Source organism: Rhizobium sp. AN5, assembly GCF_900215255.1.
Taxonomy (GTDB): Bacteria; Pseudomonadota; Alphaproteobacteria; order Rhizobiales; family Rhizobiaceae; genus Agrobacterium; species Agrobacterium tumefaciens.
Genome location: NZ_OCMJ01000004.1, coordinates 2,761,525 through 2,783,546, shown reverse-complemented (window position 1 = coordinate 2,783,546; position 22,022 = coordinate 2,761,525). Strand labels below are relative to the sequence as shown.

Here is a 22,022-nt window from a genome sequence, read left to right as displayed (position 1 = left end):
CATGCCTCATGCGGCGATGCCGGCCATCATCAGGCCCAGCGTCTGTTCTTCGGCTTCCGCCGTTTTTTCTCCAACGACACGCCCGGCGAACATGACCATGATCCGGTCCGAAAGGGAACGGATTTCATCGAGTTCGACCGAAACCAGCAAGATCGCCTTGCCGGCATCGCGCATTTCGATGATGCGGCGATGGATGAATTCGATGGCGCCGATATCCACACCGCGGGTCGGCTGGCCGATGATCAGCATCTTGGGGTCACGCTCGATTTCGCGGGCGACGACGATCTTCTGCTGGTTGCCGCCGGAAAAATTGGCGGTCTTCAGCTGCGGGTTCGGCGGGCGGATATCGTATTTCTCGATCTTTTCGACCGCATCCTTGCGGATGGCCTCGGGGTTGAGGAAAGGGCCTTTGCCGTAACGCTCGTCATGGTGATAGCCGAGGATGGAATTTTCATATTCCTCGAATTTCAGCACCAGCCCCATATGGTGCCGGTCTTCCGGAATATGTGCGAGACCGAGTTCGCGCAGAATGGACGGATCGGGTCGGTCAACCTTCTGCCCGGCCACCCATATCTCGCCTGAATAAGGCTTGCGGATGCCCGCGATCGCTTCGAGAAGTTCGGACTGGCCATTGCCAGCCACTCCGGCGATGCCGACGATTTCACCGGCACGGACATCCAGCGAGACATCGTCCACCATGGTGACGCCGCGGCTGTCCTTGACGGTCAGGTTGCGGATGGAGAGGAGAACCTCGCCCGGCGTCGTCTCGCCTTTTTCCACCCGCAGCAGCACGCGACGGCCGACCATCAATTCGGCCAGTTCCTCGACGCTGGTTTCGGAGGTTTTGCGGGTCGCCACCATTTCGCCGCGGCGCATGACGGAGACGGAATCCGTGATCGCCATGATCTCGCGCAGCTTGTGAGTGATGAGGATGACGGTTTTTCCCTGCTCACGCAGGACACCGAGGATCTTGAAAAGATGATCGGCTTCCGCAGGCGTGAGAACGCCGGTCGGCTCGTCGAGGATCAGGATTTCGGCGCCACGATACATGGCTTTGAGGATTTCGACACGCTGTTGCAGGCCGACTGGCAGTTCCTCGATCACCGCATCCGGATCGACTTCCAGCCCGTAATCGTCCTCAAGGCGCTTCAACTCCTTGCGCGCAGCGGCCCGGCCCTTGGCAAGCGAAGCACCGCCTTCAGCGCCCAGCATGACGTTTTCCAGCACGGTGAAATTTTCCACCAGCATGAAATGCTGATGCACCATGCCGATGCCCGCACTGATCGCCGCCTGGCTGTCGCGGATCGATACCGGCGCGCCGTTTACCCGGATTTCACCGGCATCAGCTTGGTAAAAACCGTAGAGGATCGACATCAGGGTCGATTTTCCGGCACCGTTTTCCCCGATGATGCCGTGGATCGTACCCTTGGCAACGGTCAGGTTGATATTCTTATTGGCGTGAACGGCACCGAATTTTTTATCGATGCCCACGAGTTCGATTGCTGGGTCCATACTCAAACCGAAACCTCTCCGAAGGCTGGATATGAAAAGGGCGCAAGGTGAAAAATCACCATGCGCCCCAGACACATATCATATCATTTCGGGCAGGAATTGTCCGCCATATAGTCATGAACCTTGATGGTGCCGGCAATGATGTCGGCCTTCGCCTTGTCCACGGCGGCGGTCATTTCCGGCGTGATCAGGGCCTTGTTGTTGTCGTCGAGAGCATAGGCAACGCCGTCTTCCTTGACGCCGAGAGCAACGATGCCGGGGGTGAACTTGTCGTCCTTGGCATCCTTGTAGGCGTTATAGACGGCCAGATCGACGCGCTTGACCATCGAGGTCAGAACCGAGCCGGGGTGCAGGTGGTTCTGGTTGGAATCGACGCCGATCGAGAATTTCTTGTTGTCGGCGGCGGTCTGCAACACGCCGATACCGGTCGCACCAGCTGCCGCGTAGATTACGTCAGCGCCCTGGTCGATCTGGTTCTTGGTCAGTTCGCCACCGCGCACCGGATCGTTCCAGGCCGCACCCGTAGTTCCGGTCATGTTCTGGAAGACTTCGATCTTGTCGTTGGCAGCCTTGGCGCCTTGCGCATAACCACAGGCGAATTTACGGATCAGCGGAATATCCATGCCGCCGATGAAGCCGACCTTACCGGTCTTGGAGGCCATGCCTGCCAGAAGACCGACGAGATAAGAGCCTTCGTGCTCCTTGTAGACGACCGAGCGGACATTCGGCAGCTCGACGACGGAATCGACGATGACGAACTTGGTGTCCGGGAATTCGGCTGCAACCTTTTCCATGGCCGACGTCCAGGCGAAGGACACGGCAACAACCGGGTTAAAGCCCTTGCTGGCGAAGTTGCGGATAGCCTGCTCGCCCTGCGTATCGCTGGTCGGTTCAAAATCGCGGAACTCGATGCCCGTTTCTGCCTTGAACTTTTCAGCGCCAGCCGCGGCGGCTTCGTTGAACGACTTGTCGAACTTGCCGCCCGTACCATAAACCAATGCCGGCTTGATATCGGCAGCAAGCGCGGAAGCCGACATGGCGGCGAGCGCAAAAAGCGTCAGAAGGGATTTTTTCATTGTGCAGCCCTGTTGTTGCAATTGATATTTTAAGGGTCCTCCCGCAAACCCGTTGACCGGGAATGTCTGCGGAACCGCCAGCCGTTATCCCGGCTGTGCTTGGCCCATATCCTTGCATGGCTCAACGAAAAATTCATCCGGTTTTTTTGACCCGGTGGAAAAACTTTATTCTGGCGTTTTTTTGGTCTTTCCACCTGGGCAACGTGCAAAAAATCTAGTCGATATTGCAGCTTACGCCTGTTCCCCTGAGGCCGCAGTAGCCGCCCGGATTCTTGGCAAGATATTGCTGGTGATAGTCTTCCGCGTAATAAAATGTTTCAAGCGGTCCAATTTCGGTGGTGATGGCGCGGCCATGCCCCGCCTCGTCCAAAGCCTGCTGAAAAGCGTCGTGCGCCTTCTGCGCCTGCTGCAACTGGCCTTCGGTATTGGCATAGATGGCGGAACGATAGGTCGTGCCGACATCGTTTCCCTGCCGCATCCCTTGAGTCGGATCATGCTCCTCGAAGAATATCTTGAGCAGGCCTGACAGCGAGATGACGGCCGGATCGTAGACGACCTTGACCACTTCGGCGTGGCCCGTCTGGCCCGTCGTCGTCTCCTGATAGGTGGGATTGCGGGTAAAACCGCCGGCATAACCTACCGCCGTCACCCACACACCCGGCGTCTGCCAGAACAGGCGCTCCGCACCCCAGAAGCAACCCATGCCCAGATAGATGATTTCCAAACCATCGGGATAAGGCCCCTTCAAAGGCCGGCCATTGACGAAATGGGTCTCAGGCACGGCAAGCGCCTCTTCACGGCCGGGCAAAGCCGTCTCTTCGGTCGGCATCGTCGTCTTTTTTGAAAGCGTATCGAACAGGAACATTCGGTCCTCCGTGCGGCCTGTTTTGCCGCTTCTCAGGGTTCACATCTGCGGGGCGCGCGCGCTGTCAGTTGATAAATTCAGACTGACGAACGCCTCATGACTTTTCGCTTCCTGTAACCGGCCATCCAGCAAAGCAGGGATAGCGCGAGGAAAAAAGCAAATGCCGGCAGTCCCGACAGGGCATTTTCAATGAAGCGCCACGCTTCAGGGTGAATATAGTGAGCCAAGGCCGTTTCCACCATGGTGCGCGAGGCAGGAAGAAGATAGTTCCAGACGGACAGGATGCCGGTGATGTTGACCGAGGATGTGGAAACCGAGCGGATCGAATCGAGTACGCCAAGAAAAACCGCTGCAATGAGAAGAAGAAAGCTTAAAAACCGCAAAAAAGCTTTCATCAGGATACCTCGGTTGCGGCCCGTCGTTTCGACAGCCATGTTTTGAAAGATATATTGCATCGATAAAGGCGGGAAAACCGGTTTGCAATCGCATCGGAAGGCAGGAAATTGCCGACAATTCAAAAAACTGTCAGATTCGTGTTGATCCCAGCGAATTCATCGGTATATATCGCGCCGTTCCAGTGATTTGCATTCCTCAAAACATGCAGATTTGAAAAAAGGACAGGTGGCCGAGTGGTTTAAGGCGCACGCCTGGAACGCGTGTGTGCGTGAAAGCGTACCGTGGGTTCGAATCCCACCCTGTCCGCCATTTCACCTCACTTCAACGACTTTATAAACGCGCGTCCGGATCGCCATTACCGTGGCAGTCAAAGTCACGTTTTTGCCCTTCTGCAAGCCTTGATGGCTATGCTTCTGCACAGACAGGGGTTTCATCCGCTTTTTTGCAGCGCTTCACCCTCTCTTGCGCCTTGCAGCAGGAAAAATCGCTCCTTATATACGCCGCATAACAGCAGCGAATACTGCAAATCCAAGTCAAGGAGTTGTCCATGGAATGCCTCACGGGGTTCCGACAGCTCGCTTCAAGGAGAGAAGAGCATGGCAAAAGTAATCGGTATCGACCTTGGCACAACCAATTCCTGCGTTGCAGTGATGGACGGCAAGGACACGAAAGTTATTGAAAACGCGGAAGGCGCGCGCACTACGCCATCCATGGTGGCATTTTCCGACGATGGCGAACGCCTTGTCGGCCAGCCGGCCAAGCGCCAGGCGGTCACCAACCCGACCAACACCCTGTTTGCGGTCAAGCGCCTCATCGGTCGCCGTTATGAAGACCCGACCGTCGAAAAGGACAAGGCCCTCGTTCCCTTTGAAATCGTCAAGGGCGACAATGGCGACGCATGGGTGAAGGCTCAGGACAAGAACTATTCCCCTTCGCAGATTTCCGCGATGATCCTTCAGAAGATGAAGGAAACGGCTGAATCCTATCTCGGCGAAAAGGTCGAGAAGGCCGTCATCACCGTTCCGGCATACTTCAACGACGCCCAGCGCCAGGCCACCAAGGATGCTGGCCGCATCGCCGGTCTGGACGTCCTGCGCATCATCAACGAGCCGACCGCGGCAGCCCTCGCTTACGGTCTCGACAAGAAGGAAGGCAAGACCATCGCCGTTTATGACCTTGGCGGCGGTACCTTCGATATTTCCGTTCTGGAAATCGGCGACGGCGTTTTCGAAGTGAAGTCCACCAACGGCGATACCTTCCTCGGCGGTGAAGACTTCGACATGCGTCTGGTCGAATATCTGGCCGGCGAGTTCAAGAAGGATCAGGGCATCGACCTGAAGAACGACAAGCTCGCTCTGCAGCGCCTCAAGGAAGCTGCCGAAAAGGCCAAGATCGAACTTTCGTCCTCGCAGCAGACCGAAATCAACCTGCCGTTCATCACGGCTGACGCTTCCGGTCCGAAGCACCTGACGCTGAAGCTGACCCGCGCCAAGTTCGAAAGCCTGGTGGACGATCTGGTGCAGCGCACCGTCGCCCCTTGCAAGGCAGCCCTCAAGGATGCCGGCGTTACCGCTGCCGAGATCGATGAAGTCGTTCTCGTTGGTGGCATGAGCCGCATGCCGAAGGTACAGGAAGTCGTCAAGCAGCTGTTCGGCAAGGAGCCGCACAAGGGCGTGAACCCTGATGAAGTGGTTGCCATGGGCGCCGCCATTCAGGCCGGCGTTCTGCAGGGCGACGTCAAGGACGTTCTGCTTCTCGACGTGACCCCGCTGTCGCTCGGCATCGAAACGCTGGGTGGCGTCTTCACCCGTCTGATCGATCGCAACACGACGATCCCGACGAAGAAGAGCCAGACCTTCTCGACCGCCGAAGACAGCCAGTCGGCCGTGACGATCCGCGTCTCGCAGGGCGAGCGCGAAATGGCGCAGGATAACAAGCTGCTCGGCCAGTTCGACCTCGTCGGCCTGCCGCCGGCACCCCGCGGCGTTCCGCAGATCGAGGTGACCTTCGATATCGACGCCAACGGCATCGTGCAGGTTTCGGCGAAAGACAAGGGCACCGGCAAGGAACAGCAGATCCGTATCCAGGCTTCCGGTGGTCTTTCCGACGCCGACATCGAGAAGATGGTCAAGGACGCTGAAGCCAATGCCGAAGCCGACAAGAAGCGTCGTGCGGGTGTCGAAGCCAAGAACCAGGCCGAAAGCCTCGTTCACTCCACCGAGAAATCGGTGAAGGAATATGGCGACAAGGTTTCCGAAACCGACCGCAAGGCCATCGAAGACGCCATTGCCAGCCTGAAGACGGCAGTTGAGGCTTCCGAACCGGATGCCGACGACATTCAGGCAAAGACCCAGACCCTCATGGAAGTTTCCATGAAGCTCGGTCAGGCCATCTACGAAGCCCAGCAGGCTGAAGCCGGCGCTAACGGAGAAGGCGGCAAGGACGACGTCGTCGACGCCGACTATGAGGAAATCAAGGACGACAAGAAGTCCGCATAATCGCGTGACTTCCCGTCTCCTGTCGATACATGCAAGACATCCGGCTGCCGACGTGCAGCCGGAAATCCATTTGCGAGGCTTGTTATCTTAATGGCGAAAGCAGACTTTTACGAAACACTCGGCGTCAGCAAGACCGCGGACGAAAAAGAGCTGAAAAGCGCCTTCCGCAAACTCGCGATGAAATACCATCCGGACAAGAACCCGGATGATGCTGATTCCGAACGGAAGTTCAAGGAAATCAACGAAGCCTATGAAACGCTGAAGGACCCGCAAAAACGCGCGGCCTATGACCGTTTTGGCCATGCCGCCTTTGAAAATGGCGGCATGGGCGGCGGCGGTATGGGCGGCGGCGGTTTCGCCAATGGCGGCTTCTCGGATATTTTCGAGGACATCTTCGGCGAGATGATGGGCGGCGGACGCGCACGCCGCTCTTCCGGCGGTCGTGAGCGCGGCGCCGACCTTCGCTACAACATGGAAATCACGCTGGAAGAAGCCTTTGCCGGCAAGACGGCGCAGATCAGGGTTCCAACCTCGATCACCTGCGATGTCTGTTCCGGTTCTGGCGCGAAACCCGGCACGCAACCCAAAACCTGCGGCACCTGTCAGGGTTCCGGCCGCGTGCGCGCAGCCCAGGGCTTCTTCTCGGTAGAACGCACCTGCCCCACCTGCCACGGGCGTGGACAGACGATTTCCGATCCGTGCAGCAAGTGCCACGGACAGGGCCGCGTGACGGAAGAGCGTTCGCTTTCAGTCAACATTCCCTCGGGTATCGAGGATGGCACCCGCATTCGCCTGCAGGGCGAAGGCGAAGCCGGCATGCGTGGCGGCCCGGCGGGCGATCTCTACATCTTCCTGTCCGTGCGTCCGCATGAGTTCTTCCAGCGCGACGGTGCCGATCTCTATTGCACCGTGCCGATCTCCATGACGACGGCTGCTCTTGGCGGCACCTTCGATGTCACGACGCTCGACGGCACGAAGTCTCGCGTCACGGTTCCGGAAGGCACCCAGCCAGGCAAGCAGTTCCGCCTGAAGGGCAAGGGCATGCCGGTGCTGCGTTCGGCGCAGACGGGCGATCTCTACATCCAGATCCAGATCGAGACACCGCAGAAGCTCAGCAAGCGCCAGCGCGAGCTGTTGCAGGAGTTCGAGCAACTCTCGTCCCAGGAGAATAATCCGGAATCAACCGGCTTCTTTGCCCGGATGAAGGAATTCTTCGACGGCTGATCTGCGGCCGTTACCCACCATAAAAAACGCCGCCGTCTTTCGGGACTGGCGGCGTTTTTCGTTCGTATCAGCCAGTAAAACCGCCCGCATCAAGATATTGCCGTTCCTCCGGCGTCGTTTCCCGCAGCAATATGTCGTTGCGATGCGGAAAGCGGCCAAAACGCGCGACGATATCGCGATGCTCTTCGGCATGGTGGAGATAAGGCCCGCCAAGTGGCCGGTTGAGCCTGCAGGCACGCTCCTGATCCTCGATGCTTTCCGAATGGGAAAAGGGCAGATAGAAGAAGACTCGCAAATCCTCGGTCACCGCCTGATCGTGGCCGCGACGGATGGCCTCGCTGGCGAACATGCGTGCCAGCGGATCGGTCGCATACATATGCGCTGTCTCGCGAAAGCAGTTGCGCGGGAACTGATCCAGCAGAAGCATCAGCGCGAGGCTGCTTTCCGCACCGTCCAGCCAGCCATCCAATTCGCGCCTTGCAGCGGCAAAATGGGCATCGCGGAAACGGTCATGAAAGTGATCGTCGAAGGCGGCGTCCTTGTCAAACCACTTGTCCGGTCCTGCCTTCTTCCAGAAATCCACAATTTCGGCGGCAAGTGCGGCTGTATCGCTCTTCATCGGGTCTCCCTCATCAATAATGCGGCGGCCGGGTAATTGCGGGCGCGTCCAGCGACTGCTCCTCGAGGCTCAGAAACCTTTCCGTCAACCGGTCGAGCTTGGCGCGGGTCTGTTCCACCACCTTCCACTGTTCCGTCAGCTGGTCGGACAGTTCCTCTATAGTCTTGGCCTGATGCGCGATCGTTTCCTCAAGCGCAATGATCCGTTTTTCGGTTTCCGACGTCATATCGACCTCTCTTTCCCGCCCTTCCTTGGCCCTAAAAAGCTTCAAGTCAACCATATGCCGCTTTGGTGAAGCGGATTCCTCACAACGATCCCGTCAACGCAGAAACGCCGGCGACGTTTCCATCACCGGCGTTCCGAATTTTTCGCGACCTGCTCAGTCTTCTTCTACGAAAACCTCTTCGCGCTTTTTCTTCACGCTGGGCAGGAAGACGATGATCAGCACGGCCAGAGCAATAAACAGCAGGGTGGCGCTGATCGGTCGGGTGACGAAGGTCGTCGGATCGCCACGCGACAGGATCATGGCGCGTCGCAGGTTTTCCTCCAGCAGCGGCCCAAGCACGAAGCCCAGCAACAGCGGCGCCGGCTCGCAGCGCAGCTTCACGAGCACATAACCAATGAAGCCGAAGAAGGCGACGGCGTAGAGATCGAAGACGTTGGAATTGACGCTGTAAACCCCGATGGCGCAGAAGGCCATGATGATGGGGAAAAGCACGTAATAAGGCACCGTCAGCAGCTTCACCCAAAGCCCGATCAGGGGCAGGTTGAGGATGACGAGCATCAGATTGCCAATCCACATCGAGGCGATGATGCCCCAGAACAGCGCCGGCTGCTCGGTCGCAACGTTCGGGCCGGGCACGATGCCCTGAATGATCATAGCACCGATCATCAGCGCCATCACCGGGTTTGCAGGAATACCGAGCGTCAGAAGCGGGATGAACGAGGTCTGGGCACCGGCATTATTGGCGGATTCCGGACCGGCAACACCGGCGACCGCACCGTGTCCAAACTCCTCAGGATGCTTGGAGACGCGTTTTTCGACGGTGTAGGATGCGAAGGCAGCGAGAATTGCACCGCCGCCGGGCAGGATTCCCAGTGCCGAACCGATGGCCGTACCGCGCAACACCGGGCCGACCATGGCCTTGAAGTCTTCCTTCGACGGCATCAGGCTGCTGACCTTGGCGATCAGCACCGAGCGCGTGCGCTCGTTTTCGAGATTGCGCAGGATTTCGGCGATACCGAATACGCCCACCGCCACCGCAACGAAATTCAGCCCATCGGCATATTCACGGATGCCGAGAGTAAAGCGCGGCGCGCCGCTGTAGATATCCGTGCCGACGAGACCGAGCAGCAGGCCAAGCACGACCATGGCCAGCGCCTTGACGATGGAACCGTGGGCAAGCGCGATGGAGGAGACGAGGCCGACGACCATCAGCGAGAAATATTCCGCCGCGCCGAATTCCAGCGCAATCGCCGTCAAAGGCGGTGCAAAGACTGCCACGAGAAAGGTGGAAACCGTGCCGGCGAAAAACGAGCCGATGGCGGCAATCGCAAGTGCGGCACCCGCCTTGCCCTTGCGCGCCATCTGGTAGCCGTCAATGGCGGTAACGGCGGATGAGGATTCCCCCGGCATGTTGATGAGGATCGCCGTGGTGGAGCCGCCATATTGCGCGCCGTAATAGATGCCTGCGAGCATGATGAGCGACGAGACGGGCTCAAGCTGAAAGGTGATCGGCAACAGCATGGCGATGGTCGCGGTTGCGCCGATGCCCGGCAGCACGCCGATCAGCGTGCCGAGCAGCACGCCAATCAGGCAGAAAAACAGGTTTGCCAGCGACGTGGCCGTGACGAAACCGAGAGCAAGATTATCAAGCAATTCCATTGCGGCACCTCAAAATTTAAGCCAGGGGCCGAAGCGCTGGAATGGCAGGCCGAGACCATAATTGAACACAGCAACGGAAAAGACCGTGATGGCGGCGGAAATAATGACGGCCATGAGCGGGCTCATCTTGTGCGAGGCGAAGGCTGCGATAAGGGCGCTGAAAAAAAGCGCCGGTACGAAACCAAGCCCCCGGACCGTGAAACCGAAAAAGATCGGCGCGGGCAGGATGAAAAAAATCCCCCGCCAGGCGATTGCACCGAGGGCATCGCCCTGCACACGGGTGGCGCGAATGAATATTACCCCGCCAAGCAGGATCAGCACGATTGCCAGAACAAGCGGAAAATAACCCGGCCCCATGCGGAAGGCGGTTCCGATATCCAGCCCGAAAGACTGCAAGGCGAAAAAAGCGCCAAAACCGATGAAAATTGCCCCACAGGCTGCCTCGGCAGGGTCAATGAAAAACGACTTCATGAAAGATGCCCCTCCACTGCGGCCGGCCACACACCGTTCCGCGCGTTAAATTGACGGCAAGAAACCGGCGGCAGGTGCCGCCGGCAATTGCTTCAACCATCAGTCGGCATATTGGCCGGCTCCCTCGATCACAGGCTTCCAGCGGGCGATTTCGCTTTCAAGCTTGGTCTTGAGCACTGCGGGCGTCGCATCGGCTTCCGGGGAAGGCGTGGTGCCAAGTTCGGCAAAACGGGCCACCACGTTCTTGTCCTTCAGCGCGACCTGAAGGGACTTGGAGAGCTTTTCGTTGATCTCGGCCGGTGTACCCTTCGGCGTGTAGATACCGTGCCAGATACCCACCTCAAGCTTCGGCAGGCCCGATTCGGCAACTGTCGGTACGTCCGGCAGCACGTCGAGCCGCTTGGCCGAGGTTACGGCATAGGCTTTAACGGTTCCGCCCTGGATTTGCTTGGTGGTGTTGGTGGTCTGGTCGCACATGATATCGACCTGGCCGCCGAGCAGGTCGGTCATGGCCGGGCCTGTGCCCTTGTAGGGAACAGTGACCAGCGGTGTCTCGATCGCGCTCATGAACAACATGCCGCACAGATGCGAAGCAGCACCGATGCCGGCATTGGCAACGGTGACCTTGTCCTTGTTCGCCTTGGCGTAGTCGATCAGACCCTTGAGATCCTTGGTCTCGAGCGTCTTGCGCGACAGAATGGTCATCGGCACTTCCGTGACCAGTCCGACATATTCGAAAGCGTTCAGGGTATCATAGGCGAGCTTGCGATAAAGCGTGGCGCTCGTCGCCATGCCGATGTGATGCAGCAGAACGGTGTAACCGTCCGGATCCGACGACGCCACGCGGCCAGCGCCCAGCGTGCCACCAGCGCCGCCGACATTTTCGACGATGATCTGCTGGCCGAGATCCTTCGACATGGATTCAGCGACAAGACGCGCGACCGTATCTGTCGGGCCACCGGCGGCAAAGGGCACGACCATGGTGATGTTGCGCTCGGGGTAGTTCTGAGCGGATGCAGAAAGCGCAAAAAGGGAAACGGCAGCGGCGGCAGCAAGGCCGGTAACTGTCTTCAGTATTTTCATCGATTCCTCCCGGATGAAAATGTTCGCCACTTCAGCCGCGCATGCTCCTCCATGGCGACCGGGGTGAGCCATTTGCGATCCGGGATTGCGGTTCAGCAACGGTGGTCTTGCTGCAAGGCGCGCTTTTATCGCCATCATGGGCAGCAATGGGTGGATTTCTACCCATACGGGCTCATCCATGGGTGGAAATCCACCCATCACACCTCGGTCATATGCCGGTGCAGCTCGTATTTCTGCATTTTTTCGTAAAGCGTTTTGCGTGAAATGCCGAGGCTCTCATAGACGGATTTCAGATTTCCGCCGTGGGCGGCGATCGCGCGCGCAATAAGGCTTTTTTCATAAGCGGCGACCCTTGCGGCAAGCGCCGCCTTGCCATCGTCCTCAAACGGCAGCGAGGTTTCGGAGACATCGCTTTCCAGACCGAGAACGAAACGGTCCGCCGCATTGCGCAATTCCCGGACATTGCCCGGCCACTCGCGCAGGGAAATAACTGAGAGTAGATGCTGCGGAACGTCCATATCTTCCCGCCCGTAACGGGCGGCGGCCTCCCGCACCAGATGCAGGAAAAGCAGCGGTATGTCGGCACTGCGCTGCGAGAGGGACGGCACGAGAAGCGTCGCCACGTTCAGGCGGTAAAGAAGATCGGCACGGAACCGCCCTGCCGCGACTTCCTGCTCCAGATCGACCTTGCTGGTGGCGATGAAGCGGACGTCGAGCTCGACTGTTTCATTGGAGCCAAGACGGGTGATCACCCGTTCCTGCAACACGCGCAGGAACCGGCCCTGCAATTCAAAGGGCATGGAGCCGATCTCGTCCAGCAATATGGTGCCGCCGCGGGCATGCTCGAACTTGCCGTAGCGCGGGCGCAGCGCGCCCGGAAAAGCGCCAGCCTCGTGGCCGAACAGCTCGCTTTCGATCAGCGTTTGCGGAAGGGCGGCACAATTGATGGCAACAAAGGGCCGGTTGGCTCTGGCGCTGATATCGTGAAGTGCGCGCGCCACCACTTCCTTGCCCGCACCGGTATCGCCGACAATGAGCGTATCGGCATCCGTCGCACCGATGGCGCGAATGCGGTAGCGTAGATCGACCATGACCTGGGTTCTACCGGGCAGACGCGTTTCGAGATCGTCATGCTTGCCCGCCACCGCCTTCAGGCGGCGGTTTTCCAGCACCAGCGCCCGCCGGTCGTTGGCTCTTTTGATGATGCCGGCGAGATATTGCGGGGTGAAGGGCTTTTCGATGAAGTCATAGGCGCCGTTGCGCATGGCATTGACGGCAAGCTGCACATCGCCATGGCCCGTCATCAGGATGACAGGTATTTCCGGGTCAAGCTCCCGCACCTTCTGCAGCAGCGTCATGCCATCCATGCCGGGCATCCTGATATCGCTGACCACGACGCCATCGAAGCTGTAGCCGATGAGTTCGAGCGCATGTTCGGCGCTCGCCAGCATGGTGACCGCAAAACCGGAAAGTTCCAGCGCCTGCGCGGTGGAAAAGCGCAGCTCCTCCTCGTCATCAATCAACAGAACCCGCGACATGGTCATTCCGCCGCCTCCACACGATAGGCTGCTGCCGGCAATTCGATCTCGAATTCCGCGCCGCCATCTTCATGGTTTCTGACACGCAGCTGGCCACCAAAATCCTTGATGATGTTGTAGGTGATGGAAAGGCCGAGACCGAGGCCACGCCCCACGCCCTTGGTGGTGAAGAAGGGATCGAAGATGCGCTCCGAAATCGCCGGAGGAACGCCGGGACCACGATCACGAATGAAAATCGACACCGTCTGACCGTGCAGCACGGCCTTCAGAGCGATGCGACGATCCTCGCGCCCTTCCACCGCATCGGCGGCATTGGAGATGATGTTGACCAGCACCTGCTGCAGCCGCACCGGCCCGGCCTTCACCGCAAGCGGGACCGGACCAAGATCAACATCCAGCACCGCATTGGCGGCCTTCAGCCGTGCTCCAACAATTTCCAGCGTATCGCGAAGGACGGCATCCAGCGCGACCGCAGCCATTTTCTCATTGGGTTTGCGGGCAAAATTTCTCAGATGCCTGCTGATGGAAGCCATGCGATCGATAAGGCCCGAAATACGCCTGAGGTTTTCCGTCACCTCTTCCAGACGTCCACGTTCCACGAGAAGAGAGGCGTTTTCCGCATAATTCTTGGCGGCTGCGAGCGGCTGGTTGAACTCGTGCGAAAGTGCCGCCGACATTTGTCCGAGTGCCGCAAGCTTGCCCGCCTGAACCAGGTCATTTTGCATCTTGCGCAATTGTTTTTCCGTCTGGCGGCGCTCGGCGATTTCGTGTTCGATCTCACGGTTCACTCGCGCGAGATCGGCTGTGCGCTCCTCCACACGCCGCTCCAGCTCCGCCTGAGCCTCGGCCTGGTGGGTCAGGCGTTCACGCAGGCGCCGCCGTCTTTGCAGCATGGCGGCGACCACGGCAGCGGCAAGACACAGGCAGAGGATGATCGCGATCATCGCCGTCTTGACCTGCGTCCTGAGTGAGCCGGTATCCATCAGCACGCTGACGGTCCAGCCCGCGTCGGGCATCGGCTGCGACAGGACGAGATATTCCCTGTCACCGTCGTTCTGGCTGATCGTCATCAACTGATGAGAGCCGAAATTGCCGTTTTTCAGCGGCAGTTCTTTCAGGTCGGCATTGGCGTAACGCCGGGATGCCGCCGTGCGCGCAAGCCTTTCCGGTGTCAGCGGCATCAGGCCGGAATAAAGCCACTGCGGCGTTCCGGTCATAAAGATGATGCCTTCCGGGTCGGATACGAGAATGCGGTTTTCACCATCGCCGAACGACGCCTCTATGCCTTCAATATCGACCTTGAAGACGATGACGCCCTTGATCTCCTCGTTGAAGAGAATAGGCGCGGAAAAATAATAACCGCGCTTGTGGGAGGTGGTGCCTAGCGCGAAGAAACGCGACGGGAAGCCCTTGGCGGCATCCTGAAAATAGGGGCGGTAGCTGAAATTCTCCCCGACGAAGCTCGTGGGTCCATCATAGTTGCTGGCGGCGATAGTCACTCCGTCCAGCGTGATGATGTAGATGTCGGAGGATTCCAGCAGGGTGTTGATGGATTTGAGATAGATATTGGCGCGCTGGCGCATCGCCTCATCCTGCGGATGCGCGACAAGCTCCTCAATGTCGTCGTGATCGGCGATCAGGGCGGGTAGCGGCTCGAAACGGCTCAAAAGCCCACCGAGAGCCGAGACAGCCAGTCTGAGGGTGGTGCGGCCCTGATCGGAGACTTCGCCGAAATAGCTTTCCGCAATGATGCCGCTGCCCTTGGTCACGGCGCCATAACCGAGGCCGAGGCTGAGCAGCGTCAATAAAATCCAGCGATATTTCACCGAAGCTCCCCTCCCCGTTGCAGGCACCAGACCTGCTCTCCCGAACAGAGTGTAGGAGGAGTGATCGGATTTTCCAAGTAACCGAAAAAAGCAGCTAAACGGCCCGAAAACAAAAAACCGGCCACGAGGGCCGGTTTTCCGTAAAGATTATTTCAGAAAGCTTATGCGCTTTCCTTCGGCGTCAGAACCTGACGACCGCGATACATACCGGTCTTCAGATCGATATGGTGCGGACGGCGCAGTTCGCCGGAGTTCTTGTCTTCAACGTAGGTCGAAGCCTTGAGACCGTCAGCCGAGCGGCGCATGCCGCGCTTGGACGGGCTTGTTTTTCTTTTTGGTACAGCCATTTTTGTTACTCCACTTTAGCGGCGAAACAACGTAACCGGCCATAACCAAAGGCCGAATGTCGGGTGTCTCGATATCGGAAATTTGGCGCGCTTATACATGCCCAAACGGGCTTTGACCAGCCCTGACGCGCATTTTTTCCGATTAAGCCGGATTGCTGCGACGGGCAGGCGGCAGGCCTTTGCAAATCATGCTTCACTTCCTATCAAAAACCACGAGTTCCCTAAAGTGGTTCATGTCCCTGAATTCACAGAAAGCTGGCGCGCGCATCTCGATTATCGGCGCTGCCGCACGCAGTTTTTCCAGCTCTTCATCCAGCATCGCCTGCCATCGCGGCAGGCACTCCGGATCGAACCAGCGCGTGACATAAGCCAGCGTAATATGGAACTGATAGGTGTCGTGATCGGGATGCCGATAACCGAAAGCTTCGGCAAATGTATCACGCCACAGCGCAATGGTACGATCGTCTTCGGCGGTGGCACCCATCAGCACCAGCCCCGTCGGTTTGAGACCAGTCACCTGCATATTGAAACCAGGCAGGGCCGGAAAATCCGCCAGACGATCGCAATAATACTCAGTCATCGTGTCAATGGGCGTATCGAGTGGCATGTCTTCCGGCCAGTAGGGAAATGCACGGCGATATTCGATAATGCCCTGAAATACCGTCATATGCAGGCTGGAAACCGGCGTGAAGGCCAGCTGCGGTGCCTCGGGCATATCCAGAAAACGCTGGCGTGTCCCGATGATCGCGCTTTCAGTTTTCGACCCTTCAGCGAGATGGCAGACCACGGTATTGCCCGGCTCGGGCAGGAATTCACCATCGGCGTTATAGCGGCTACCGAGATGGCGCGGCGGCTGATCGTGACTGGCAGCGGAAAAAGATTCCAGATCTTTTGAAACGAGCGGGGCGTGCATGGGGGAACTCCTTTTGAGAGGTTTCCCCTAATCTGCGCACGCAACAAACCAATGACATTAATCGGTCAATGGCCGGTCAATTCCCGTCAATGCGCCTCGTCCCAGTTATCGGCCGCGCGGGCATCCACTTTGAGCGGAACCCTCATGGAAATCGCGGGCATAGCTGCATTTTCCATGACCGAGACGACGATGGGCAGGGTCTTTTCAATTTCCCCTTCCTCGACTTCGAAGATGAGTTCGTCATGTACCTGCAGCAGCATGCGGGCGGAAAGCTTTTCCGCCTCCAGCACCGGCTCGATACGGACCATCGCACGGCGGATGATATCGGCTGCAGACCCCTGGATCGGTGCGTTGATGGCCGCACGCTCGTTGAAGGCCTTCATGGAAGGGTTGGAGGAGCGGATTTCCGGATAATGGGCGCGGCGGCCGAAAATCGTCTCGACATAGCCGTTCTCGCGGGCGAAAGCCTTGGTCGCTTCCATGTAATCGCGAATGCCAGGAAAACGCTCGAAATATTTCTTGATATACTCCCCCGCTTCGGAGCGGGCGATGCTGAGCTGGTTGGCAAGGCCGAAAGCGGAAATACCGTAGATGATGCCGAAGTTGATGGCCTTGGCACGTCGGCGCACTTCAGACGGCATGCCTTCCACCGGCACTCCGAACATTTCCGATGCGGTCATCGCATGAATGTCGATGCCGTTTTCGAATGCGCTGCGAAGCTGCGGAATGTCGGCGACATGGGCAAGCACACGTAGCTCGATCTGGCTGTAATCGGCGGAAAGAAGCTTGTGGCCGGGCGTGGAGATGAAAGCCGTGCGGATCTTGCGGCCTTCCGCCGTGCGCACCGGAATGTTCTGAAGGTTCGGCTCCGAGGATGACAGGCGCCCCGTGGTGGTGGAGGCCAGCGCATAGGACGTGTGAACCCGTTTCGTCTGCGGATGAACATATCCGGGAAGCGCATCCGTATAGGTCGATTTCAGCTTGGTCAGCTGCCGCCAGTCGACAATCTTGCGCGGCAATTCGGCACCTTCTGCCGCCAGATCTTCAAGAACCTGCGCCGATGTGGACCATTGGCCCGTCTTGGTCTTGGAGCCGCCAGGCAGGCCCATCCTGCCGAACAGAATGTCGCCGAGCTGCTTTGGCGATCCGATGTTGAAACGCTCGCCTGCCAGTTGGTAGACTTCCTCTTCGAAAGCAGCCGCCTTCTGGGCGAGTTCACCGGAGAGACGTGACAGGATCTGTCGGTCCACGGTGATGCCACGCTCCTCCATATGCGCCAGTACAGGCACCAGAGGGCGCTCCAGCAGCTCATACACACTGGTCAGCCGCTCTGCGGCAAGCCGGGGCTTCAGCACCATCCACAGCCGCAGGGTGACATCCGCATCCTCCGCGGCGTAAGCGGTTGCCTTATCAATATCGACGAAATCGAAGGTTATGCTCGACTTGCCCGATCCCGCCACGTCCTTGTAGGCGATCGGCGTGTGGCCCAGCCAGCGTTCGGACAGCGTATCCATGCCATGCGTGGTCTTTCCCGCTTCAAGAACGTAGGAAATCAGCATGGTATCGTCGAAACTCTGCATGACGACGCCATGGCGCTTCATCAGCAGGTAGTCATATTTGAGGTTCTGCGCGATTTTCAGAACGGCTTCATCCTCAAGAAGATCCTTCAAACGTGCTAGCGCCTCGGCAAACGGCACCTGTCCTTCAGCAAGCCTGATGCCATCGCTGAAAAGATCGCCACCGGAGCCAGTCTTGTGCGTCAAGGGCACATAGGCAGCGCGGATATCGGTGCCCGAGGCATCCTTGCCATTATCGGCAATCGCCAGCGAGAAACCGACGAGTTCCGCCTGCATGGGGTCGAGCGAGGTCGTTTCCGTGTCGAAGGCGACGACACCCGTTTCGCGGGCAGCGGCAACCCAACGATCCAGCTCCGCCAGATCCCTGATCGTGGTATAGGCGGTCGTGTCGATCTTGGCGGCGGAGAAAACCGTCTGCCGTGCCGTGGCGAGATCGGTGGGCGCACTGCCCTCCCCTGTCACCTTCCGTGCCGGAGCGGTGGTTGACGCTGGCGCAGCGGTCTTGTCATCAGCTGCGGCAACTGCAGGCGCGGCGTCGAGGTCTGGTCCATGGGCATCAGCGCCCCATTGCACCGGCACATTGGCGGCTTCGATGGCAGAGGCATCGCTATCGGTGGCTTCAGCTACCCGGCGCGTCAGCGTCGTGAACTCCATCGCCTTCAGGAAAGCGATGAGTTTCGGGCCGTTCTGCGGTTCGAGCACCAGTTCTTCCAGAGACTGCTCCAGCGGCACATCGGTTCTGAGCGCCACGAGCTGTCTGGAAAGGCGGGCAAGCTCCGCATTGGCGATGATGTTTTCGCGGCGTTTCTGCTGCTTGATTTCTCCTGCCCGCGCCAGCAGCGTGTCGAGATCGCCGTATTCTTCCAGCAATTGCGCGGCCGTTTTCGGCCCGATACCAGGAATACCCGGAACATTATCGGTTGAATCACCGGTCATCGCCTGAAGGTCGATCATCTTTTCCGGGGCTACACCCCATTTTTCGACGACATCGGGAACGCCGATCTGCTTGTCCTTCATGGCGTCGTACATATGCACATTGGCCGTGACGAGCTGCATCAGATCCTTGTCGGAAGAAATGATGGTGACATCGGCGCCAATCGCCTCCGCCTGACGGGCGTAAGTGGCGATGATGTCATCCGCCTCGAAGCCTTCCGTCTCGATGCAGGGAAGATTGAAGGCCCGTGTCGCCTCACGGATCAGGCCAAACTGCGGCACCAGATCTTCCGGCGGCGCGGAGCGGTTGGCCTTGTATAGATCGTACAGCTCGTTGCGGAAGGTTTTCGAGGAATAGTCGAAAATCACGGCAAAATGCGTGGGCGTGACACCGACATCGGTATTGCGCGCATCCTTCAAGAGCTTCCACAACATGTTGCAGAAGCCGGAAACGGCGTTGACCGGCAGCCCATCCGACTTGCGGTTCAGCGGGGGAATGGCATGGAACGCCCGGAAAATGAAACCGGAGCCGTCAACGAGGAAGAGATGATCGCCTTTTTTCATGGCGATATGGATAGCGCGGGGCCGTTTTGACGTCCATAGAAAGTTCAAACAACGCACCGCAAAGCGCATGTGCCTAAGCCGCTGGACGCACCGGCAAAATTCGCGTGAACCTTACGAATTTGTAATAGATTTTCCCTTGAAAAGCCGCATTTGCACACACATTTCTTAGAGGACGGCGCCTGATCACGCCGTAGTCTGATTGTAGGCTCGTCCCCCGCCGCATCAGACCGGACAAAGGCCTTTCCCCCCTCTCCGGGCCTTTGTCCTCTTATATGACCGCCATGGCCGTCCCCTCCCGGCCATGGCGGTTTTTATTTGTGCCGGGTTTCTGACTGGCATAAACATACCATGCGATATATATCCCACTATCGAAATTGCGCGATTGCGCCGACCAGATGCCAGACGGATTGATGAATGGGTTTTTCCCGGGACGAATCGGCGATCTATCTCGCCGCAAAAATGGCGAGGGAATTCACCATGGCGCTCCAGAAGAGAGCCGCCGCGCTGGGGTTTTCTCCTGGACAATTCCCCATCCTCATCGAACTGTGGCATGAGGAGGGACTGACGCAACGGCAATTGCTGGATAGAATTGACGTGGAGCAGGCGACGCTTGCCAATACGCTGTCCCGCATGGAGCGCGACGGGCTGATCGTGCGCAAATCCCACCCAAGCGACCGCCGCGCGCAGATCATCGAACTGACCCAGCGCGGCAGGGATCTCGAGGCCAACGCCATTGCCGCTTCCGAAGCCACGGAAGATACGCTGCTGGCGGATTTCCGCCGTTTCGAAAAGCAGCTTCTGCTGGAATATATGCGCCGGGCGATCGACCGCGCCAAAAAAGCGAAATAGCATTTACAACTCGAACGCTTTCTTTGCTCCTGGCCTTCTATCGCCTGCAGCCTCCAAGGTTTTGTTTCCGCGCAGTTTAGGACGGAAAACCACTTCGCACTTTTCCTGAACTGCTCTATCGTTCCGGCGGCTGCGCGCTTGCCGATTCAACGACACGTCAGCCCCTTGTTCCTACGCGATGCGCGATACCAGAATGTTTCGTCCATCGCCAGGTTACGACAGACATGACAGGATCAGCGATGACAGACGTTTCCCCCATTCTATCCACGGCCGACGATAACCTCACCTCCAGCCTCGAGCGATTGTTCGAACTGGTGCGCATCCCGTCCATTTCCACGGACCCCGCCTACAAGGCGGAGTGCCGCAAGGCGGCGGAATGGCTGGTCAGAACGCTTGAATCACTGGGCTTTGCGGCTTCCGTTCGCGATACCGCCGGTCATCCAATGGTGGTGGCGCATCACGACGCCGCGACAAAAGACGCGCCGCATGTGCTTTTCTACGGCCATTACGACGTGCAGCCGGTCGATCCGCTCAATCTTTGGGAAAACGATCCGTTCGAACCGGCCGTGAAAGATATCGGCGGCGGCCGGCAGGTGATCACCGGGCGTGGAACGGCTGATGACAAGGGTCAGCTGATGACCTTCGTGGAAGCCTGCCGGGCCTATAAGGCAGTCAATGGCAGTCTGCCGGTGCGCGTCACCATTCTTTTCGAGGGCGAGGAAGAATCCGGTTCGCCCTCGCTGAAGCCGTTCCTCGACGCCAATGCCGATGAGCTGAAGGCCGATTATGCACTGGTATGCGATACCAGCATGTGGGACCGCGATACGCCCGCCATCGCCGCCGCCCTTCGCGGCCTGGTCGGCGAAGAAATCACAATCACCGCGGCCGACCGCGACCTGCATTCGGGCCTTTTCGGTGGTGCGGCCGCAAATCCCATTCACATCCTGACTGATATTCTCGCCGGCCTGCATGACGAGACCGGCCGCGTGACCCTTGCCGGCTTTTACGATGGCGTGGAAGAAACTCCCGCCAACATCAAGGCTTCCTGGGAAACGCTGGGCCGCACCGCCGAGGCCTTCCTCGGCGAAGTCGGCCTCTCGGTTCCCTCGGGCGAAAAGGGCCGCTCCGTGCTGGAGCAGACCTGGGCGCGGCCAACGGCGGAAGTCAACGGCATCATCGGCGGCTATACCGGCGACGGCTTCAAGACGGTTATCGCCGCAAAGGCCTCTGCTAAAGTGTCCTTCCGTCTCGTCGGAGAGCAAGACCCGCAAGCGGTCCGCGAGAGCTTCCGGAACTATGTCCGCTCCAAAATTCCAGCCGATTGCTCGGTGGAATTTCACGAGCATGGTGCATCGCCGGCTATCCAGCTTTCCTATGATTCTCCAGTGCTGACGAAGGCGAAAAACGCGCTTTCGGAAGAGTGGCCCAAACCTGCCGTCGTGATCGGCATGGGGGGCTCGATCCCCATCGTCGGCGATTTCCAGAAGATGCTGGGCATGGATTCGCTGCTCGTCGGTTTCGGCCTTACCGATGACCGCATTCATTCGCCGAATGAAAAATATGACCTCCAGTCGTTCCACAAGGGCATCCGCTCCTGGATCCGCATTCTCGACGCCCTGGCCGCGAAGTAGTCAAAAAGAAAGGAGGCGCCGGTTACCCGATACCTCCTCGTTCTCTTATATTTTGGTGGTTCAAAACAAAAAGGCCGGGCAAGCCCGACCTTTCCATCCGTTTTTCGTCAGTGCCAGTACATCCGTGGTCAAAGCGTTCAAACGGTCCGATGCTCCAGAGCGCGCCAACAAAATCGACGCTGCTTTTCACGATCAGGATCGGCTGCTTTGGTTAA

Annotated in this window: 18 protein-coding genes and 1 tRNA gene; 5 read left to right on the top strand and 14 right to left on the bottom strand. The window is 58.4% G+C overall.

From position 1 onward, the window contains the following. Positions 1-6 precede the first annotated feature (6 nt). The 4 genes from CRP02_RS26170 to CRP02_RS26155 all read right to left on the bottom strand — a co-directional run bounded on the left by CRP02_RS26170 (position 7) and on the right by CRP02_RS26155 (position 3,848). Positions 7-1,512: an ABC transporter ATP-binding protein gene (locus CRP02_RS26170; RefSeq protein ID WP_003514394.1), complete on the bottom strand. Its 1,506-nt coding sequence runs from the start codon at positions 1,510-1,512 to the stop codon at positions 7-9. Positions 1,513-1,595: 83 nt separating this feature from the next. Then, positions 1,596-2,588: a BMP family lipoprotein gene (locus tag CRP02_RS26165; RefSeq protein ID WP_003514392.1), complete on the bottom strand. Its 993-nt coding sequence runs from the start codon at positions 2,586-2,588 to the stop codon at positions 1,596-1,598. A 214-nt stretch (positions 2,589-2,802) separates the two neighbouring features. Continuing rightward, complete coding sequence (gene msrA, locus CRP02_RS26160) at positions 2,803-3,453, bottom strand: peptide-methionine (S)-S-oxide reductase MsrA (protein ID WP_019564547.1); 651 nt, start codon at positions 3,451-3,453, stop codon at positions 2,803-2,805. A 77-nt stretch (positions 3,454-3,530) separates the two neighbouring features. Further along, positions 3,531-3,848 (bottom strand): hypothetical protein, encoded by a 318-nt coding sequence (locus CRP02_RS26155; protein WP_013635245.1) that lies wholly within the window; start codon positions 3,846-3,848, stop codon positions 3,531-3,533. 220 nt (positions 3,849-4,068) lie between these two features. Here CRP02_RS26155 and CRP02_RS26150 point away from each other — a divergent pair. The 3 genes from CRP02_RS26150 (at position 4,069) to dnaJ (ending at position 7,571) form a co-directional block, all read left to right on the top strand. After that, positions 4,069-4,158: transfer RNA gene (locus CRP02_RS26150), tRNA-Ser, on the top strand. Between the two features lie 287 nt (positions 4,159-4,445). Then, complete coding sequence (dnaK, locus tag CRP02_RS26145) at positions 4,446-6,347, top strand: molecular chaperone DnaK (RefSeq protein ID WP_097172689.1); 1,902 nt, start codon at positions 4,446-4,448, stop codon at positions 6,345-6,347. A 90-nt stretch (positions 6,348-6,437) separates the two neighbouring features. Further along, positions 6,438-7,571, top strand: a complete 1,134-nt coding sequence (gene dnaJ / locus CRP02_RS26140) for a molecular chaperone DnaJ (RefSeq protein ID WP_003514371.1) — start codon at positions 6,438-6,440, stop codon at positions 7,569-7,571. Between the two features lie 67 nt (positions 7,572-7,638). Here dnaJ and CRP02_RS26135 read toward each other — a convergent pair whose 3' ends face one another. The 10 genes from CRP02_RS26135 to polA all read right to left on the bottom strand — a co-directional run bounded on the left by CRP02_RS26135 (position 7,639) and on the right by polA (position 19,327). Next, positions 7,639-8,190 carry a DUF924 family protein gene (locus tag CRP02_RS26135; protein ID WP_097172688.1) on the bottom strand — a complete coding sequence of 184 codons (552 nt, stop codon included), beginning with the start codon at positions 8,188-8,190 and terminating at the stop codon, positions 7,639-7,641. Between the two features lie 13 nt (positions 8,191-8,203). Beyond that, positions 8,204-8,416: a SlyX family protein gene (locus CRP02_RS26130; protein ID WP_013635242.1), complete on the bottom strand. Its 213-nt coding sequence runs from the start codon at positions 8,414-8,416 to the stop codon at positions 8,204-8,206. Between the two features lie 153 nt (positions 8,417-8,569). Then, positions 8,570-10,075 (bottom strand): tripartite tricarboxylate transporter permease, encoded by a 1,506-nt coding sequence (locus tag CRP02_RS26125; protein ID WP_097172687.1) that lies wholly within the window; start codon positions 10,073-10,075, stop codon positions 8,570-8,572. Positions 10,076-10,084: 9 nt separating this feature from the next. Then, positions 10,085-10,546, bottom strand: coding sequence for a tripartite tricarboxylate transporter TctB family protein (locus tag CRP02_RS26120; protein WP_003514354.1), 462 nt, complete (start codon positions 10,544-10,546; stop codon positions 10,085-10,087). A gap of 99 nt (positions 10,547-10,645) precedes the next feature. Further along, complete coding sequence (locus CRP02_RS26115) at positions 10,646-11,629, bottom strand: tripartite tricarboxylate transporter substrate-binding protein (RefSeq protein ID WP_097172686.1); 984 nt, start codon at positions 11,627-11,629, stop codon at positions 10,646-10,648. A 197-nt stretch (positions 11,630-11,826) separates the two neighbouring features. Then, complete coding sequence (locus CRP02_RS26105) at positions 11,827-13,173, bottom strand: sigma-54-dependent transcriptional regulator (protein WP_097172685.1); 1,347 nt, start codon at positions 13,171-13,173, stop codon at positions 11,827-11,829. Then, positions 13,170-14,993, bottom strand: coding sequence for a sensor histidine kinase (locus tag CRP02_RS26100; protein WP_097172684.1), 1,824 nt, complete (start codon positions 14,991-14,993; stop codon positions 13,170-13,172). Before CRP02_RS26100 ends, CRP02_RS26105 begins: the two co-directional genes overlap by 4 nt. A gap of 161 nt (positions 14,994-15,154) precedes the next feature. Continuing rightward, positions 15,155-15,340, bottom strand: coding sequence for a 50S ribosomal protein L32 (gene rpmF, locus CRP02_RS26095; RefSeq protein WP_003514347.1), 186 nt, complete (start codon positions 15,338-15,340; stop codon positions 15,155-15,157). 193 nt (positions 15,341-15,533) lie between these two features. Continuing rightward, positions 15,534-16,253, bottom strand: coding sequence for a DUF1868 domain-containing protein (locus CRP02_RS26090; RefSeq protein ID WP_097101089.1), 720 nt, complete (start codon positions 16,251-16,253; stop codon positions 15,534-15,536). Between the two features lie 86 nt (positions 16,254-16,339). Next, the gene (gene polA, locus CRP02_RS26085; protein WP_097172683.1) at positions 16,340-19,327 is read right to left on the bottom strand and encodes a DNA polymerase I; all 2,988 of its coding nucleotides are present in this window, start codon (positions 19,325-19,327) and stop codon (positions 16,340-16,342) included. 414 nt (positions 19,328-19,741) lie between these two features. On the opposite strand from polA, the gene CRP02_RS26080 reads away from it, so the two are divergent. Beyond that, complete coding sequence (locus CRP02_RS26080) at positions 19,742-20,176, top strand: MarR family winged helix-turn-helix transcriptional regulator (RefSeq protein ID WP_003514340.1); 435 nt, start codon at positions 19,742-19,744, stop codon at positions 20,174-20,176. A gap of 239 nt (positions 20,177-20,415) precedes the next feature. Then, positions 20,416-21,807 (top strand): dipeptidase, encoded by a 1,392-nt coding sequence (locus CRP02_RS26075; protein WP_097172682.1) that lies wholly within the window; start codon positions 20,416-20,418, stop codon positions 21,805-21,807. The last annotated feature ends 215 nt before the right edge of the window (positions 21,808-22,022 follow it).